The organism is Pseudarthrobacter sp. W1I19, assembly GCF_030817835.1.
Taxonomy (GTDB): Bacteria; Actinomycetota; Actinomycetes; order Actinomycetales; family Micrococcaceae; genus Arthrobacter.
In genome coordinates this window covers 3,508,414-3,524,952 of record NZ_JAUSZR010000001.1, presented here as the reverse complement: position 1 = coordinate 3,524,952, position 16,539 = coordinate 3,508,414, and the positions used below count along the sequence as shown (strand labels likewise).

Here is a 16,539-nt window from a genome sequence, read left to right as displayed (position 1 = left end):
GCCGAATGATCGATTTCGATCCGGTGACGGCAGCTGCGACCGCAGGGGAAAACGCTCGCACGGGGGAACGTAACGGCGGGGACCTCGTCGTCGAAACCCTCGAGGCGCTGGGCGCGAAGACCGTCTTCGGCATTCCCGGGCAGCACGCCTTGGGGCTCTTTGATGCGATAGGCCGCGGAAACCTCCAGTTTGTTTCTTCCCGCGTCGAGAACAATTCCGCCTTTGCGGCGGATGGCTACTCGCGTGCCACCGGCGAAGTGGGTGTCCTCTTCCTCTCCACCGGCCCGGGGGCGCTGACATCCCTGGCCGGGCTGCAGGAAGCCTATGCCACGGGTGTGCCAATGGTGGTGGTGGCCAGCCAGATTCCGCTCGAAGGCCTTGGCGCCCGCCGCAAGGGTATGCTGCATCAGCTGGATGACCAGAAAGCCTCGGCGGCTAATGTCACAAGGAGCCAGCGGCTGATCCAGCACGCCTCCGGCATCCCGTCCGCCATCCAGGACGCCTGGACCGAAGCGATCTCCTCGCCCCAGGGGCCGGTGTGGATCGAGATTCCGCAGAACGTCCTGCTCGATCCCATCATGGTGCCGCCGGTGGAGGACGCGCTGGCGGAAGCGGCGGACAACCCACCGCGCGTGGAGCTGGTCCGCGAAGCGGTTAAATGGCTGCAGGCGGCAGAGCGCCCTGCCATCATCGCCGGCGGCGGCACCCGACGCGGCCGGGCTGAGAAGTCCCTGCTCTCCATCGCAGAGAAACTCCGCGCCCCCGTGATCTGCACCCCCGGCGGCAACGGCGCCTTCCCCTGGAACCACGAGTTGTCGCTGCAGGCGTGGATCGAGGACCGCCACATGACTAATGTGCTGGAGGACGCTGACGTCCTGGTGGTCATCGGTTCGTCCCTGGGCGAGGTCACCTCCAACTACTTCACCTTTGCCCCGCGCGGCAGGATCATCCAGATCGACGCCGAACCCCGGGTCCTGGAGTCCAACCGCCCAGGCCTGGGCATCCGCGCGGACGCCGGCCAGGCCCTCGCTGCCCTGGACGAGGCGCTGCAGGCTGGCCGCGCCACGCCGAACTGGCACGGGACTTCCCCCGAGGACCTGGTGCAGGAATCACTGGCCAAGGTCCGTGCCCGCCTGGAATCACAGGACCTGGCCAAGGAACTGAAGTTCATGGCGGACATCCGCGAAGCAGTTCCGGCGGACATGCAGACCTTCTGGGACATGACTATCTCCGCGTACTGGGGCTGGAGCTGCTGGGACGCCCAGGAGGGCCAGTTCCACTCAGCCCAGGGTGCCGGCGGCCTGGGCTACGGCTTTCCGGCGGCGATCGGCGGAGCGGTGGGCCTGGAAACAGTTGGCAAGCCGGGCCGGGTCCTTGCCGTGTCCGGCGACGGCTCGTCCATGTACTCCATCTCTGAACTTGCCACTGCCAAGCAGCACAACGTGCCGGTCACCTGGCTCATCGTGGACGACGGCGGCTACGGCATCCTGCGCGAATACATGGTGGGAGCCTTTGGCAAGGCCACCGCTACCGAACTCGCACGCCCCGACTTTGTTAAACTCGCCGAAGCCTTCGGCGTGCCGGCGACAAAAGTGGCGCCCGAGGATGTGGGGGAGGCGCTCAAGGCAGGATTTGCCGCGGACGGGCCCAACGTCGTCGTGGTGGAAACGCTGCTGAAAATGTTCGCCCCGACGCACCTGCCTGACTGATGCATCACCGGGGCTGAACAAGCCCTGCGCTCACTGAATAACCCCGAGAAGGTCCCGCTCCCACGTGGAGCCGGGACCTTCAGCATTCCCCTCGAAGCTCGTTTAGTTTCCCAAAGCAACCAAGTTGAGATATAGTTGCTTCAGGCAAACAAGTAAGGAGTGCTGAAGCAGTGGCAGTAGCACCGGATACGGCAGCGGACCTCGTCTCCCAAATTTTCGATCTCCAGCGCGCGGTGCGATGCATCTCCACCGCGAACGTCCGCGGGCAGGATACCGGCGTGGCCCTGCAAGGGGTGCTGCGGTTTGTGGGGGAGGGGGAAACCCGGGCCACCCGGCTGGCCGAGCGGCTCGGCGTCAGCGCTCCCGTCCTCAGCCGCCATATTGCGGACCTTGAGGAGCATGGCCTGGTGGCCCGCAGGCAGGATCCCGACGACGGCCGGGCCCAGCTGGTTGCCCTCACCCCGTTGGGAGCCGAGAAGCTCCGGCATATCGAGGAGCAGCGCACCGCGGTCCTGCAGGACTACCTGCGCGACTGGAGCGAGGAGGACGCCGGTGACACGGCGAAATCCCTCCGCAGGCTCACCGAATCACTGAAGAAATCAGCCCGGGCAACGGCGGCCGGCGCCACCAATGAACAGAAAACCTTGGAGGAGTCACTTAATGGCTAACGTCACCGCCACCGCGCAGCACGAGCGCGCCCGGACCGGGAAGCAGGAATCGCGGCAGTCCAAACGCCACGAACCCGGCGCCCCCATGAACCACCGGCAGATCATGGAGGCCCTCACCGGCCTGCTGGCAGCCTTCTTCACCGCGATCCTCAGCAGCACCATCGTGGCCAACGCGCTGCCCACCATCATGTCCGAGCTCAAGGGCACACAGACTGACTTCGCCTGGGTGATCACCGCGGCCCTGCTGGCCAACGCGGCCACCACACCCATCTGGGGCAAGCTTGCGGACCTCTTCGACAAGAAGGTCCTGGTCCAACTCAGCATCGTGATCTTTGTGGCCGGCTCCGTAATGGCCGGCTTCTCCGAAAACATCCCGTTCCTGCTGACCGCCCGCGTGATCCAGGGCATAGCCATGGGTGGCCTGACGGCCCTGGCGCAGGCCATCATCGGCTCCATCATCCCGCCCCGCGAACGCGGCAAGTACTCCGGCTACATGGGTGCGGTGATGGCCGTGGGCACTGCCGGCGGCCCTCTGCTGGGCGGCTTCATCGTGGACAGCCCCCTGGGCTGGCGCTGGACCTTCTTCGTCTGCGTCCCGCTCGCCGTCGTGGCCCTGATCCTGCTCCAGGTGACGCTGAAGGTTCCACACGTCAAGCGGCCTGCCAAGATCGACTGGCTCGGTGCCATCCTCCTGACCAGCGGCGTGAGCGTGCTCCTGGTCTGGGTGTCCTTCGCCGGCAAGGCCGACTACTACGACTGGTGGTCCTGGCAGTCGGCAGCGATGGTGGGCGGCGGCGTCCTCCTGCTCGCGCTGCTGGTGCTGGTTGAATCCAAGGTCTCCCAGCCGATCATCCCGCCGAAGATCATCTCCGAGCGCACCACGGCCCTGGCCATCGTCGCATCCGTGGCCGTCGGTGTGGCCATGTTCGGGTCCTCCACCTTCCTGGGGCAGTACTACCAGGTGGCCCGCGGCGCCACACCCACCGAGGCCGGCCTGCTGACGCTGCCCATGATCGCCGGCAACCTGGTCGGGTCCGTGCTGTCCGGCCAGCTCATCAGCCGCTATGGCAAGTGGAAGCGCTTCCTGATCGGCGGTACGGTCTTCTTGATCGGCGGCCTGGCGCTCGCAGGGACCATGGACCACACCACCGAGCTCTGGCTCACCGGCCTCTACACGGCAATCTTCGGCGTCGGCCTGGGCATGCTGATGCAGAACCTGGTCCTCGCCGTGCAGAACACTGTGAAGGCGTCTGACATCGGTTCCGCCAGCGCCTCCGTTGCCTTCTTCCGCTCCGTCGGCGGCGCCATCGGCGTCTCCGTCCTGGGTGCCGTGATGGCCAACCATGTGAAGGACCTTGCCACGGACGGCCTCACCAAGCTGGGCATCCAGGCCTCGGGGAACAGCGGAGCCACCCTGGACCTGAAGGACCTGCCTGCCCCGGTGGCTGAGGTCATGCGCGCCGCCTACGGTGACGCCACTGCCGGGATCTTTATGATCTCCGCCGCGGTCAGCGTGGTTGCCCTGCTTGCCGTCCTGTTCATCAAGGAAAAGCCACTACGCCGCACCGTGGACATCACTCCGGAAGCCAATATCCAGGCCAATGCTGACGGAGAAGCCGGGATGACCGCCATCACCGGGCAGTTGCCGCAGGCAGCGGGAGCTGTGCCCGGCAGTGATGCAGGTGCTGTGCGTGCCAGCGCCGGCAGCCTTGATTCAGGCAGCGCCGGCAGCAAGGCGTACGACGGCGGCACCTCCGCAGTGCCGGCTGCGAGTTCTGCGGTGCTCACCGCTGACGACCTCGAGGAAGCCTTTGCCCTGAACTATGACGCGGAGGACTTCAAAGCCGGTGCCGCTGCAACTACTGCCGAGACGGTGCAGAAGCTGCAGGACACCCAGCATTTGCTGGCCCGGCAACAGGTGGAGCTGGGGAAGCTGGTGCTGGACATCCAGGAACAGTTGCGCTCCCAGCGGGAAGTGGCCGCCCAGCAGGCAGCGACGGCCGCCGAGCTCAGCCGGCTGAAGCGCAGGCTCCTTAAAGAACGGAAGTCGCAGGCTGCCGCCGCGCTTTACATCGCCAGCCATGGCAGGCACAGCGCCGCTGCACCAGAAGAGTGAGCACCTCATAAAACCGCTGCCCGGCACCGGAGTCAACCGGTGCCGGGCGGCGCTTTGGTGCTGCCCGGATCCGAATTAATCAATTCCACGGAAAATATGCTTCCCCGGCGGCGTGTTGTCGGTGGTCAACACTAGAGTTGGAACCATGCTCCTCACCCTCATCCGGCGCTACTCAAAACCGTATGCGCCGTACATTCTGGCTGTCATTTTCTTCCAGCTGGCTTCCACCATCGCAGCCCTCTACCTGCCCAGCCTGAACGCCAGGATCATCGACGAAGGCGTGTCCCGCGGGGATACCGACTTCATCTGGCGCACGGGTGCGGTGATGCTGCTGGTGGCGTTCGTCCAGGTGGGCACTGCGATTGCCGGTGTCTACTTTGGCTCCAGGACCGCGATGGCCCTCGGCCGGGACCTGCGGCGCGCAGTGTTCCGCAAAGTCACCAGCTTCTCGGCCAAGGACGTCAACGCCTTTGGTGCGCCTACGCTGATCACGCGCGGCACCAACGACGTCCAGCAGGTGCAGATGCTGGTGCTGATGGGATTGAACTTCATGGTGGCCACCCCCATCATGTGCGTCGGCGGCATCATCATGGCGTTGCGTGAGGACATCAGCCTGTCCTGGCTCGTCTGGGTTTCAGTGCCCCTGCTGACCGTTGTGGTGGGGTACCTCGTGGTCCGGCTGATGCCGCTGTTCCGGTCCATGCAGAAAAAGATCGACCGCATCAACGCCGTGCTGCGCGAGCAGATCATTGGTATACGCGTGGTGCGGGCATTCGTCCGCGAGCCGTACGAAACCGGGCGGTTTGGTGAGGCCAACAAGGAACTGACCGACGTTTCACTGAAGATCGGCTCCCTGTTTGTGCTGATGTTCCCGGCCATCGGCATGATCCTGCATCTGTCCACCGCCGCAGTGCTCTGGTTTGGCGGGCAGCGCGTGGACTCCGGAGACATGCAGGTGGGCGCCCTGACGGCGTTCCTGCAATACCTGCTCCAGATCCTGGTAGCCGTCATGATGGGCACCTTTATGGCCATGATGATCCCGCGCGCCTCCGTCTGCGCGGACCGCATCGGCGAGGTGCTCGACGTCGAACCCTCCATCCATGACCCTGAGCGGCCGGAGGCGCCCGCGTCCCTCGCCGGCGTGGTCGAGTACCGCAATGTCACGTTCGCCTACCCCGGCGCCGAAGCGCCGGTCCTGAGCAACGTCAGCTTTACTGCCCGGCCGGGCCAGACCATCGCGATCATCGGCTCCACGGGTGCCGGCAAGACGTCCCTGCTGTCGCTCCTGCCGCGCCTGTACGACACCGTTGAAGGCGAGGTGCTGCTGGACGGCGTTCCCGTCAACAACCTGGACCGCGCCGAGATCACCAGGCGCGTGGCGCTCGTCCCGCAGCGGCCGTACCTCTTTTCCGGGACCATCGAGCACAACCTGCGCTTCGGCAAGACCGAGGCCACGGACCATGAACTCTGGGACGCGCTCGAGGTGGCGCAGGGCGCCGACTTCGTCCGGGAGAAAAAGAACGGGCTGAACTCCCGCATCTCCCAGGGCGGCACCAACGTCTCCGGCGGGCAGCGGCAGCGCCTCTGCATTGCCCGTGCCCTGGTGACCAAACCCCGCGTTTACCTGTTTGATGACTCCTTCTCCGCCCTCGATGTCGCCACGGACGCCCGGCTCCGGGCCGCGCTCAAGCACACCACTGCCGACGCCACCGTTATCATCGTGGCCCAGCGGATTTCCACGATCACCGAGGCGGACCAGATCCTGGTGCTGGACAACGGCCGGATCGTGGACCGCGGAACACACGAGGAACTCCTGGAAACCTCACCCACCTACCAGGAAATTGTTGAATCCCAGCTGAGCGTGGAGGAAATGGCATGAGCGCCCGCAAGAAGGACTCCACCGGGGTGAAAGACACGGCTGCCGAGGAGCAGCTCAACGCCGGACCAGCGGCGGACGTCCTGGAGGACGACGAATTCGTCGAGGAGGAGTACAAACCCTCCGAAGCTGACGGCGACATGTTCGGCGGCATGCCGGCCAAAAAAGCCGAGCACTTCTGGCCCTCTGCCAAGCGGCTGATGGGGCTGCTGAAGCCCGAGGCGCTGGGGATATACGTGGTGGTGGCCATGGTGGTCATCGCCGTGGTCCTGAACGTGATTGCCCCGAAGATCCTGGGCCAGGCCATGGACGTGATCTTCGCCGGGGTGGTGGGCAAACAGCTTCCCGCCGGAGCTACCAAGGAACAGTTCGTGGACGGCCTGCGCCAGCAGGGCCAGGACAACTTCGCGGACATGGTGTCGCGGATGGAGCTGGTGCCCGGCGCCGGCATCAACTTCGACAAGCTCACCACGCTCATCGCCGTGGTGCTGCTGATGTACTTCGTGGCCAACATCTTCCTGTGGCTGCAGGGGTATGTGCTGAACCGCATTGTAATGAAGGTGATCCGCCGGCTCCGCGACGACACCGAGAAGAAACTCAACCGGCTGCCGCTGAACTACTTCGACACCCGCCAGCGCGGCGACGTCCTGTCGCGGGTGACCAACGACGTCGACAACATCCAGCAGGCGCTCCAACAGGCATTCGCCCAGTTGATCAACTCTGTCCTGACGGTCATCGGCATCGTGGTCATGATGTTCATCGTCTCCTGGCAGCTGGCGCTCATCGCACTGGTCGCCCTGCCGCTGTCCGGCGTGGCCGCCGGCATGATCGGCGTGCGCAGCCAGAAACTGTTCGCCGCCCAGTGGAAGAACACCGGTTCCCTCAACGGGCAGATCGAGGAATCCTTCTCCGGGCACGACCTCGTAAAGGTCTTCGGCCGGGACGCCGACATGCTGGAACGGTTCGAGGAACGCAACGAGGCACTGTACAAGGCCAGCTTCGGTGCCCAGTTCGTCTCCGGCATCATCTTCCCCGTGATGCAGTTCGTGTCCTACCTCAGCTACGTGGGCATCGCCGTGGTGGGCGGGCTCCGCGTCGCTTCGGGCTCCATGTCACTGGGAGACGCGACGGCGTTCATCCAGTACTCGCGCGAGTTCACCCAGCCGCTGGGCCAGATGGCGGGCATGGCCAACATGCTCCAGTCCGGCGTCGCGTCCTCCGAGCGGGTCTTCGAGTTCCTCGACGCAGACGAACAGGATGTTGAGACGGCCACCGAGCACCTGCCGGCCAAGACGGACGGGCACGTGGACTTCAAGGACGTCACCTTCAGCTACACCGAGGACAAGAAACTGATCGAGAACCTGTCCTTCACAGCGGAACCCGGAAACACCGTGGCGATCGTGGGGCCCACCGGCGCCGGCAAGACCACCCTGGTCAACCTGGTGATGCGCTTCTACGAGCTCAACTCCGGGTCCATCACCCTGGACGGGGTGGACATCACCCACCTCAGCCGGTCCGAACTCCGCTCCAAGGTGGGCATGGTGCTGCAGGACGCCTGGCTGTTCGGCGGCTCCATTTACGACAACATCCGCTACGGCAACCTCGACGCCACCGAAGAGCAGGTCATGGCCGCAGCCAAAGCCACCTTCGTGGACCGCTTCGTCCGTGCCCTGCCCGAGGGCTACGACACCGTGATCGACGAGGAAGGCAACAACGTCAGCGCCGGCGAAAAGCAGCTCATCACCATCGCCCGTGCCTTTGTGGCCAACCCGTCACTGCTGATCCTCGACGAAGCCACCAGCTCCGTTGACACCCGCACCGAACTGCTGGTGCAGAAGGCCATGGCTGCGTTGCGGACGGACCGCACCAGCTTTGTGATCGCCCACCGGCTCTCCACCATCCGCGACGCCGACACCATCCTGGTGATGGAAAACGGCAGGATCGTGGAACAGGGCAACCACAAGGTCCTCCTTGCCGCCGAAGGCGCCTACTACCGGCTCTACATGTCGCAGTTTGCGGGCACGGACGCCGGGGAAGCTCCGGTGGACGACTCGACGGCGGTGCACAGCTGAGCGCGCAGGAGGCCCCGGTGCAGGATGAAAGCGTGCGGGAGGACGAGGTGCAGGAGGCCAGCCGCATCGAAGTGCTGGTCCCCATGCGCTGGGGCGATATGGACGCCTACGGACACATCAATAACGTCCAGATCGTGCGGATGCTGGAGGAAGCCCGGATCGCGGCCTTCGGACCGCCCAGGGGAGCAGGACTGCCGGGCGTGGAACCGCACGTCTCCCTGTTCAACGATGTTCCCGAGGGCACCATGGCCCTGGTAGTGGACCACAAGATCCGGTATGTCAGGACCTTGGAGTACCGGAACGTTCCGGCCGTGGTGCAGGTATGGATCGGCGCGGTCAAGGGCGCCAGTTTCGATATCCACTACCTGCTCCAGGACCCCGTCACACGCGAAGACTGCGTGAAGGCAAGCAGCCACCTGGCGTTTGTGGACGAGACAACGGGGCGGGTGCAGCGCCTCACGCCTGAACAGAAGGAACGTATGGCTCCGTTCACGGCGTGACCCGCGGACCCTGGTTCCACTGGCGCTTGCAGAATGGATTGCACAGAAAAGCACCCCGTCAGAGACTAGTAACCCCCACCAAGGAGTAGATCATCATGGCCAACAACAAGACCCGAGTCGCCAGGAAAAAGAAGACCTGGAAGGAAATGTCCCCCTCCGCGAAGGCCGGCACCATTCTGGCGGGACTCATCAACCTGTCCCTGCTCATTGCGGCGCAACGGGACATTTCCCAGCGCCCGGCGGCCCAGATCAACGGACCCAAGGCTGCCTGGCGGGCGGCATCATTCATCAATTTCATTGGCCCGGTGGGCTACTTCACCTTCGGCCGGAAGCGGCCAACAACAGCGATGTAGCCCCTGAAACCGGACGGGTGCCAAACCGCTCTGAGCGCCCGTCCAGCTTCACCCTGTAAATTTGAATCCATGACCCCCGCCTCCGCGACTGCCATGACCCGTGCCCTTGGTATCTCGAAGGAAATTGAGGATGCGGCGTGGTTCGTCCTGGGCCCCGGGCTCCTCGGGAAGCCGTCCGCCCTCGACGGGCGCACCATGACCTGGACGTCGGAGGCCGCGGCGGAGCTGCTGGACAGGCTGGAACGGGGCACCCCGGACCCGAAAGCTCCCATGATGACCAACCTTCGGCAGAACCTCGAGGGCGCATCCCGGGAAGCGAAGCAGCTGGCCGTTGAACTGCTGTTTCTGCAGTCGCTGCCCTTGGCGCACGAGGTGAAGTCGCTGAAGGTTAAGCGCGCGCGGGTGGCCGAGGCCGCCTCCTGGCTGGAACCTCCGCTGGAGCTGCCGGAGGACCTCTACCAGGGACTCACTGACCACGGCGTGATCCGCGACCGCACTGCCGAGTTCAACTGGACCATCTGGGACCACCTGAAATGGCTGTGCCGGTTTGTGCGGCACGTGGACCAGCTGCCCACCGCGGACATCGCCGCCGCACTCCAGGACCCGCTGGAGTTCCACCGGCTCGCGGCGGCGACGCCCGGCGACCAGCCAGCCATCCGCCGCAGCATCGAGTTCCTCACCTGGCCCGGCTACTTTGAACCTGTGGTGGCGGACGTGGAGCGCCAGGAGATCCGGGACGCCTTCGCTTCGCTGGTGGGCGGTGCCAAGGGCGACGCCGAGGAAGACATTACCGCGGACATCCACCGCATCCGCCTCCACCTCGATGAGCAGGCGGGCCAGCGGATCGACTGGTACGCGCGGCAGCTGGTGAGCCAGTGGCGGAAGGTGGGGGATCCGGGCAGGCGCGCGTGGCTGCTGCGCACGCACAGCGACAACACCGAGCTCCTCACAGCGTGGCAGGGCGAGGAGAAGGTGACGCTTGACGTCGAACACCTCCGCCTGCTGGGCCCCGGCGTCACCGCAGGGGTGGTGCAGCACGCCGTGGACGAGGACTACAAGCACCTGGGATACGTGGAACGCGAGGACACCAAGACAGCTGTTTTCGCTTTCCTCACCGTGATGAAACCCGGGGACCTGGTGCTTTACCAGCACGCCGGAAAGGTGCGGCTGGGCGGGGTGCTCGGCGAGCCTGAACACAATGAGGACAACCGGCGGCTGCGCCGGAAGGTGCGCTGGTTCGACGAAGGGCACACCACCACCAGCCTTCCCCGGCACGTCCAGCGCCAGCTGGCCACCCCGGGCATCGTCGTTGACGTGACGCGCGTGGTCCAGGCCCTGCAGGGCCTGCTGCCCGCCGAAGCGGAAACCGAGCCCGACGGCGATGGTGAAGCGGCCGCCGTCGTCCCTCCCGTGCAGGAGGGCTTCCGCCCGCTGACCCGTGAATTCGCTGATTCGCTGCACATGGAACTCGAGCCGCTGCAGGAGATCGCGGAGCTGCTGGAGGAGAACCGGCAGCTGGTCCTGTACGGTCCGCCGGGTACCGGCAAGACGTACCTGGCCAAGCACCTCGCGGCAGAGTTGGCGGACGACACCACGGACGAGCGGGTCAAGCTGGTCCAGTTCCACCCGTCCTACGCTTACGAGGACTTCTTCGAAGGCTACCGGCCGGACAAAACGGACGAGGGCCAGGTGTCATTCAAGCTCGTCGCCGGACCGCTGCGCCGTTTGGCGGAGGAAGCGGCGAAGCCCGGCAACGAGAAAAAGCCCTACTTCCTCATCATCGACGAGATGAACCGCGCCAACCTCGCCAAGGTGTTCGGCGAGCTGTACTTCCTGCTGGAGTACCGCGACGACCGGATCTACCTGCAGTACAGCCCCAACGAGCCGTTTACGCTGCCGGACAACCTCTACATCATCGGCACCATGAACACCGCGGACCGGTCCATTGCCATGATGGACGCCGCAATCCGACGCCGCTTTGCCTTCATCGAGCTGCACCCGCAGACCGAACCCGTGAAGGGGTCCCTCCTGCGGTTCCTTGAGGCCCGCCAGCTGGACACCACACCGGCGCGGCTCCTGGATGCGTTGAACGCGGCCATCGATGAGTGGGACCGGGACCTGATGATCGGCCCCTCGTACTTCATGAAGCCGGCAGCGCAGACGCCCCCAGGATTGCGCCGGATCTGGAAGTACGAGCTGATGCCACTGCTCGAGGAGCACTACCACGGACAGCTGACCCGGGCGCAGCTCGAGGAGCGCTTCGGCCTTGACCGGCTGCTGGAACGCCTTGCAGGCCACTGATCCACGTGCTTCCGTCCGGCACTTGGTGCTGGACGAATTGTCCCGCGGCATTGTGGAACGGCTGGATCCGGCCAGCGCCTCCTTCCTGAACTCCAGCGGCCTGGCCAAGGCATCGCCGATGGGTATGGGCCTCTACCGGATCGAGCCGGTGGGCAACGTGGGTTCCGTGCGGACCTCCACCATGCAGCTGGATGTCCGCCCCAAGGACCGGCTGGGGCTCAGCCGGCTCCTGTTCCTGCTCAGCTACGCGGGTGAACAGGGTTTCCGTCCCGACTCCGTGGCCGCCGTCGAGGACCGGGAACTGTGGAGCGCCTTAGCGGAGTCCCTGGCACAGCTTGCCGAGCGGGCGCTGGGGCGCGGTGTGCTGCAGGGCTACCGCACCGTGGACGAATCACTGCGCACCGTCAAGGGCCGGATCCGGATCTCGGACCAGATCTCGCGGCGGCCCGGCATGCTGGTGCCGCTGGAAGTGTCCTACGACGAGTTCAGCGAGGACATCGCAGAAAACCGCATCCTGCGGGCGGCACTGGAGCGGATGGGCCAGGTGCCGCGGGTCCGGCCCGACGTGCTGAGCCGGCTGCGCCAGCTCAAGGGAAAGCTCGACGCCGTCACCCGCCTTCCGGCCGGCGCTCCGCTGCCGTCGTGGACGGCCACCCGGATGAATGTCCGCTACCACGCCGTCCTCCGCCTGGCGGAGCTCATCCTGCGGAACGCCTCCGCAGAAGCCGGCGACGGCAAGCAGCAGACCGCCTCGTTCGTAGTGGACATGGCGCAGGTGTTTGAGGACTTTGTGGGCAAGGCGCTGCGGGAGGCGATGGCGGCGTACCCGGGGGAGCTCCGGCTCCAGTACAACGCGCTTCTGAGCGAGGCTGTGCGGGACGCGGACCGGTTGTCCGTGCAGCCGGACGCCGTGCACCTGCTGGGCGGGCGGCCTGTGGTGGCATACAACACCAAGTACAAAGCTGCCTCTGACCTCGGAGCCTCCCTGACCGCTGACCACTATCAGACGCTGGCGCACTGCACCGCGCTGGCGGTGCCCACGGCCTGGCTGGTTTACGCCGGCGCGGGGGAGGTCAAACTGCGGCGCATCCTTAATACGGACATCGATATCGTGGAGTTCCCGCTCGACCTGTCCCGGCCGCCGTCGGAAATCCTCGCCGCCGTCCGGGGACTCGCCCGGCAGTCCTGGGGCGAGGTTGTCCGCCAGGCGCGCGCAACCACCGGTGATTGAGCTTGCCGAAATCCTGGTTTCGACAGGCTCAACCACCGGATGTGGCTAGACGGGAAGGCGGAACGTGAACGTGGTTCCTTCGCCGAGTGCGCTTTCCACTTCGATGGTCCCGCCGTGCGCTTCCACGATCGCCTTGCTGATGGGAAGGCCCAGGCCCACCCCGGGAATGGCGGTCCTGCGGACGTTGCTGGTGCGGAAGAACTTGGCGAAGACTTCCGACGCGTCCTCCGGAGTCATACCCATGCCGGTGTCGGTTACCCGGCAGGCCAGGTGGCCGTCGTCCTGGGCCAGTGTCACCAGCACGTTGCCGCCCCCGGGGGAGTACTTGATGGCGTTGGAGACCAGATTGTCCAGCACCTGCGAGATCCGGGGCCCGTCGACGTGCGCTTCGAGCCGGTCCGGCGTCTCGGCGCTGAGCACCACACCTGAGGCGGCCGCCCTGGGCATGGCGGAGGAAACACTGCTGCGCACCAATTCCGCTACATCCACGGCATGCGGCGTCACGATGAGCTGGCCGTTGCGGCTGGACAACAGGTCGGACACCAGCGTCAGCAGGCGCTCCGAGTTCCTGCGGATGATCTCCAGCATGTCCACCTGCGATTCCTCGGGTTCGTCACCCAGGAGAATCTCCACATATCCGAGGATGGACGTCAGAGGCGTCCGGAATTCGTGCGAGACGCTGGAGACGAAGTCGTCCTTGGCGGTCAGCGCGTTGACGAGGTCAGTCACGTCGCTGAACACGATCACGGAGCCGGTGAATGTACCGTCGTTGTCCTTCATGGCGCGCGCGGTGGTAACAAAAGCGCGCTGTTCGTTCCCGGAACCCAGCCACACCAGGTAGTCGGTAAATGTTTCGCCCAGCACCGCCCGCCGTACCGGACGCTCCTCGAAGGGAACAAGGGTTTTCCGGTCCGGGCCGAAGACCAGGAGCTGGGACTCATTCGGATCCTCTATGTCCTTGGGCCGGGCCAGCTCGTGGTTACCCCGCTGCTTCCGGTTCATCAGCACGTCATGCCCGTCGGCGTCCACGGCGAGGACGCCGAGGTGGACGGTATCCAGGACGGTATTGAGCAATGATTCCTGGCGCTGGCTGCTCCGCAGGTTGTCCTGCAGCTGGGCGTCCTTTTCCTCAAGTTCGCGCTGCTGGCGCATCATGCTGAGCGTCAGGACACTGACAGAGACGCCAATGCCGAGCATCATCACTGGCAAGAGCAGTGACCGTGCCAGGTCCTGGCCGGTGACGTGGCCCCTGATCATCAAGGGAACCCAGATAATGGCCAGCGGCCCGAGGAAGGACAGCCACAAGGCTGCCCGGGGATAGTAGCCGGAGGCGCACAACCAGATCACCGGGAATACGGCAAGCAGGCTGATGCCCGTCAGGCTTTCCTGCCCGCCCTCCCGGCCCAGCGCAATGGAGACGAAATCCAGCAGCGGAATGACCAGGAAGCTCGTGTACGGCAGCCGGCCCCAGGGCACCAGGTAGCACAGGGCCATGATGGCGATTTGTGATACCAGGAAGGTGACAAACAGGGGGTTGCCCATGGTGGAGGGGAAGAAGGCCCAGATGAGGAACGCCGTCAGCAAGGTGGTAACGAACAGCGGCATCTGGCTCAATGCCACGCGCTCGGTCAGCGTGTACCCATGGAAAGGGCGCCGAAAAAACCTCAGCCTCCCCGTGGACCATGCGATGGGGTCAGTCATTGCGCGGCAGCTTACGGGCTGGGGTGTGCAGAGCCATAGCAGCAGGATATCCGCAGGCAGCTATACTTCTGACGTCGGCTGCTGAGGGGGCGCTATGAGTGATGCACGTGTGGGACTGGTCATCGAGGATGACCACGACATCCGCGAACTGGTCCGTACTGTCCTGACCCAGGCCGGCTTTGACGTAACGGTGGCCAGCAGCGGCGCCGAGGGCGTCCTGACTGCGAAGACGTTGAATCCGGACGTCATCACCTTGGATCTTGGCCTGCCGGACATCGACGGCTTTGAAGTGTCACGGCAAATCCGTGAGTTCTCGGACGCCTACATCGTGATGCTGACGGCCCGCACGGAAGAGCTGGACACGCTGATCGGGCTCGAATCCGGCGCCGATGACTACCTCACCAAGCCGTTCCGTCCCCGCGAGCTCCGCGCCCGCATCGCGGCCATGATGCGGCGCCCCCGTTCGGGGTCCGAATCGGCCGAAGCGTCGGGTGTTGAGGGCTCGGCTGATGCCGCCGCGCATCCCGACCGGGGGAACTACAGCCACAACGGGCTGGAGCTGAGCTACGCATCCCGCACGGTGACTGTGGACGGCACGGAAATGAATCTGACCCGCACGGAGTTCGAACTCCTGCACGCCCTGCTGGAAGCAGGCCGCACTGTCCGGACCAAAGCAGACCTGGTGCGCCGGCTGCGGGACGAGGATTACGACGTCGGGGGCTACATCAGCGAGGCCGACGAGCGGTCCGTTGAGGTCCACATGGGCAACCTGCGCAAGAAACTGGGTGATTCACCGCAGAAGCCGCGATGGCTCCAGACCGTGCGCGGCGTCGGCTACCGGCTGGCTCCAAGCGAGCACTGAGACTGCAGCCGATCCATTGTTTGCCGGCTGCACTGGTTGATGGGCCGCAGGAAGGACGCCGCGAGCCTGGGCAGTACGACGGTGACGTCGGCCTTGTACGCTTCCGTGCGGATTTCTCCTTCCAAGGCCATGGCCAGGCCAGCCAGCCGTTCGGCCCCCACCATCTGGCTTGATGTCCTCAAGCTCAGGACCGCGTCCACTGACCCGTCCAGGTCGCCGGTGGTCAAGGCCTGCTGCAGCCGTCCGATCCGGTGCGGGAGATAGTGGATGAAGTTCCCCACAAAGATCCTGCAGTAACCCTCTTCCTCCTCGAGTTCCGCACGCAGCCTGTCCAGGACTGACTTGTCCACGAGTGGCCTCCCGGCGTCACCAGACGGCGTCATTACGGTCCTCTCGGCTGGGGTTTTCCACTTGGGAAACGGGCCGCTCATGGGCGGAATTTCTTCTTCTTCAGATTAGGGGTGTTCCTTTTGCTAATAATGGTTTCGCGGGATAATTGTGGGTTTCTTGATGGGACTGCGGGTTTCTGTCGCTAATACTTAACTCGGGGAATTGCCGGCCAATTAATGCCGGCCGCGGCCGCATGCCGAGGTGGAATGGCTTGCAGTCCCTTACGGGGACAATGCATCCATTTTTCTGGAACCGCATCAAGATCGGCTCGGACAAAGGCCAAAGATTACCTCAAGAATGGCGTTTCTGCAGGTCTGGGTGTTGCGCTGGGCTGGTGGATTCCAGGAACCGTACCAGCTGGGATTCGAGTGCTGAACTGTTCTTGAGCTCGCACTCCCACAGGGTGAGTACCTCCCAGCCGGCGTCCTCCAGCAAGCGGCGCTGGCTTGCATCGCGCTCCTTGGTGCGTTCCCGCTTCGCGGCCCAGAACTCAGCATTCGCTTTGGGCGCATGCTGGCCGACGCGGCAGTCATGGAAGTGCCAGAAGCAGCCGTTGACAAAGATGACCTTCCGCCGGCCAGCGAACACCAGGTCCGGATTGCCCGGCAGCCGGGTTCCGCCGGCGCGCCCGTGCAGGCGGTACCGGTATCCCTTGGCGTGCAGGAGCCGGCGCACCAGCAGTTCAGGCTTGGTGTGTTTACCCCGGATCCGGGCCATGTTCCAGCTGCGCCGCTCCGGCGTGAGCTTATCCGCCATGCTT

Annotated in this window: 13 protein-coding genes; 10 read left to right on the top strand and 3 right to left on the bottom strand. The window is 64.9% G+C overall.

Annotated features, from left to right (window positions below; genetic code table 11):
- Positions 1–5 precede the first annotated feature (5 nt).
- From QF038_RS16255 to QF038_RS16215, 9 genes are all read left to right on the top strand, one after another.
- Positions 6–1,709 (top strand): thiamine pyrophosphate-binding protein, encoded by a 1,704-nt coding sequence (locus QF038_RS16255; protein WP_307611291.1) that lies wholly within the window; start codon positions 6–8, stop codon positions 1,707–1,709.
- Positions 1,710–1,879: 170 nt separating this feature from the next.
- Positions 1,880–2,377 (top strand): MarR family winged helix-turn-helix transcriptional regulator, encoded by a 498-nt coding sequence (locus QF038_RS16250; protein ID WP_307611289.1) that lies wholly within the window; start codon positions 1,880–1,882, stop codon positions 2,375–2,377.
- Positions 2,370–4,493: an MDR family MFS transporter gene (locus tag QF038_RS16245; RefSeq protein ID WP_307611287.1), complete on the top strand. Its 2,124-nt coding sequence runs from the start codon at positions 2,370–2,372 to the stop codon at positions 4,491–4,493. The genes QF038_RS16250 and QF038_RS16245 overlap by 8 nt, the downstream gene beginning before the upstream one ends.
- A gap of 145 nt (positions 4,494–4,638) precedes the next feature.
- Complete coding sequence (locus QF038_RS16240; RefSeq protein WP_307611285.1) at positions 4,639–6,372, top strand: ABC transporter ATP-binding protein; 1,734 nt, start codon at positions 4,639–4,641, stop codon at positions 6,370–6,372.
- Positions 6,369–8,441 carry an ABC transporter ATP-binding protein gene (locus QF038_RS16235; protein WP_307611283.1) on the top strand — a complete coding sequence of 691 codons (2,073 nt, stop codon included), beginning with the start codon at positions 6,369–6,371 and terminating at the stop codon, positions 8,439–8,441. The genes QF038_RS16240 and QF038_RS16235 overlap by 4 nt, the downstream gene beginning before the upstream one ends.
- A gap of 83 nt (positions 8,442–8,524) precedes the next feature.
- Entirely contained in the window at positions 8,525–8,941 is a 417-nt protein-coding gene (locus QF038_RS16230) for a thioesterase family protein (RefSeq protein WP_307613504.1), read from the top strand.
- Positions 8,942–9,036: 95 nt separating this feature from the next.
- Positions 9,037–9,294, top strand: a complete 258-nt coding sequence (locus QF038_RS16225) for a hypothetical protein (RefSeq protein ID WP_307611281.1) — start codon at positions 9,037–9,039, stop codon at positions 9,292–9,294.
- 69 nt (positions 9,295–9,363) lie between these two features.
- A complete protein-coding gene (locus tag QF038_RS16220; protein WP_307611279.1) occupies positions 9,364–11,595 on the top strand; it encodes an McrB family protein in 2,232 nt (743 codons plus the stop codon).
- Positions 11,582–12,826: a restriction endonuclease gene (locus QF038_RS16215; protein WP_307611277.1), complete on the top strand. Its 1,245-nt coding sequence runs from the start codon at positions 11,582–11,584 to the stop codon at positions 12,824–12,826. The genes QF038_RS16220 and QF038_RS16215 overlap by 14 nt, the downstream gene beginning before the upstream one ends.
- 45 nt (positions 12,827–12,871) lie before the next feature.
- Here QF038_RS16215 and QF038_RS16210 read toward each other — a convergent pair whose 3' ends face one another.
- Positions 12,872–14,527, bottom strand: a complete 1,656-nt coding sequence (locus tag QF038_RS16210; protein WP_307611275.1) for a cell wall metabolism sensor histidine kinase WalK — start codon at positions 14,525–14,527, stop codon at positions 12,872–12,874.
- Between the two features lie 94 nt (positions 14,528–14,621).
- On the opposite strand from QF038_RS16210, the gene QF038_RS16205 reads away from it, so the two are divergent.
- The gene (locus QF038_RS16205; RefSeq protein WP_307611273.1) at positions 14,622–15,389 is read left to right on the top strand and encodes a response regulator transcription factor; all 768 of its coding nucleotides are present in this window, start codon (positions 14,622–14,624) and stop codon (positions 15,387–15,389) included.
- Here the strand turns inward: QF038_RS16205 and QF038_RS16200 are convergent.
- Positions 15,362–15,772: an Hpt domain-containing protein gene (locus QF038_RS16200; protein ID WP_307611270.1), complete on the bottom strand. Its 411-nt coding sequence runs from the start codon at positions 15,770–15,772 to the stop codon at positions 15,362–15,364. The two genes, QF038_RS16205 and QF038_RS16200, sit on opposite strands and share 28 nt — an antisense overlap.
- A 298-nt stretch (positions 15,773–16,070) precedes the next feature.
- Complete coding sequence (locus QF038_RS16195) at positions 16,071–16,535, bottom strand: very short patch repair endonuclease (protein ID WP_307611268.1); 465 nt, start codon at positions 16,533–16,535, stop codon at positions 16,071–16,073.
- Positions 16,536–16,539: the final 4 nt, after the last annotated feature.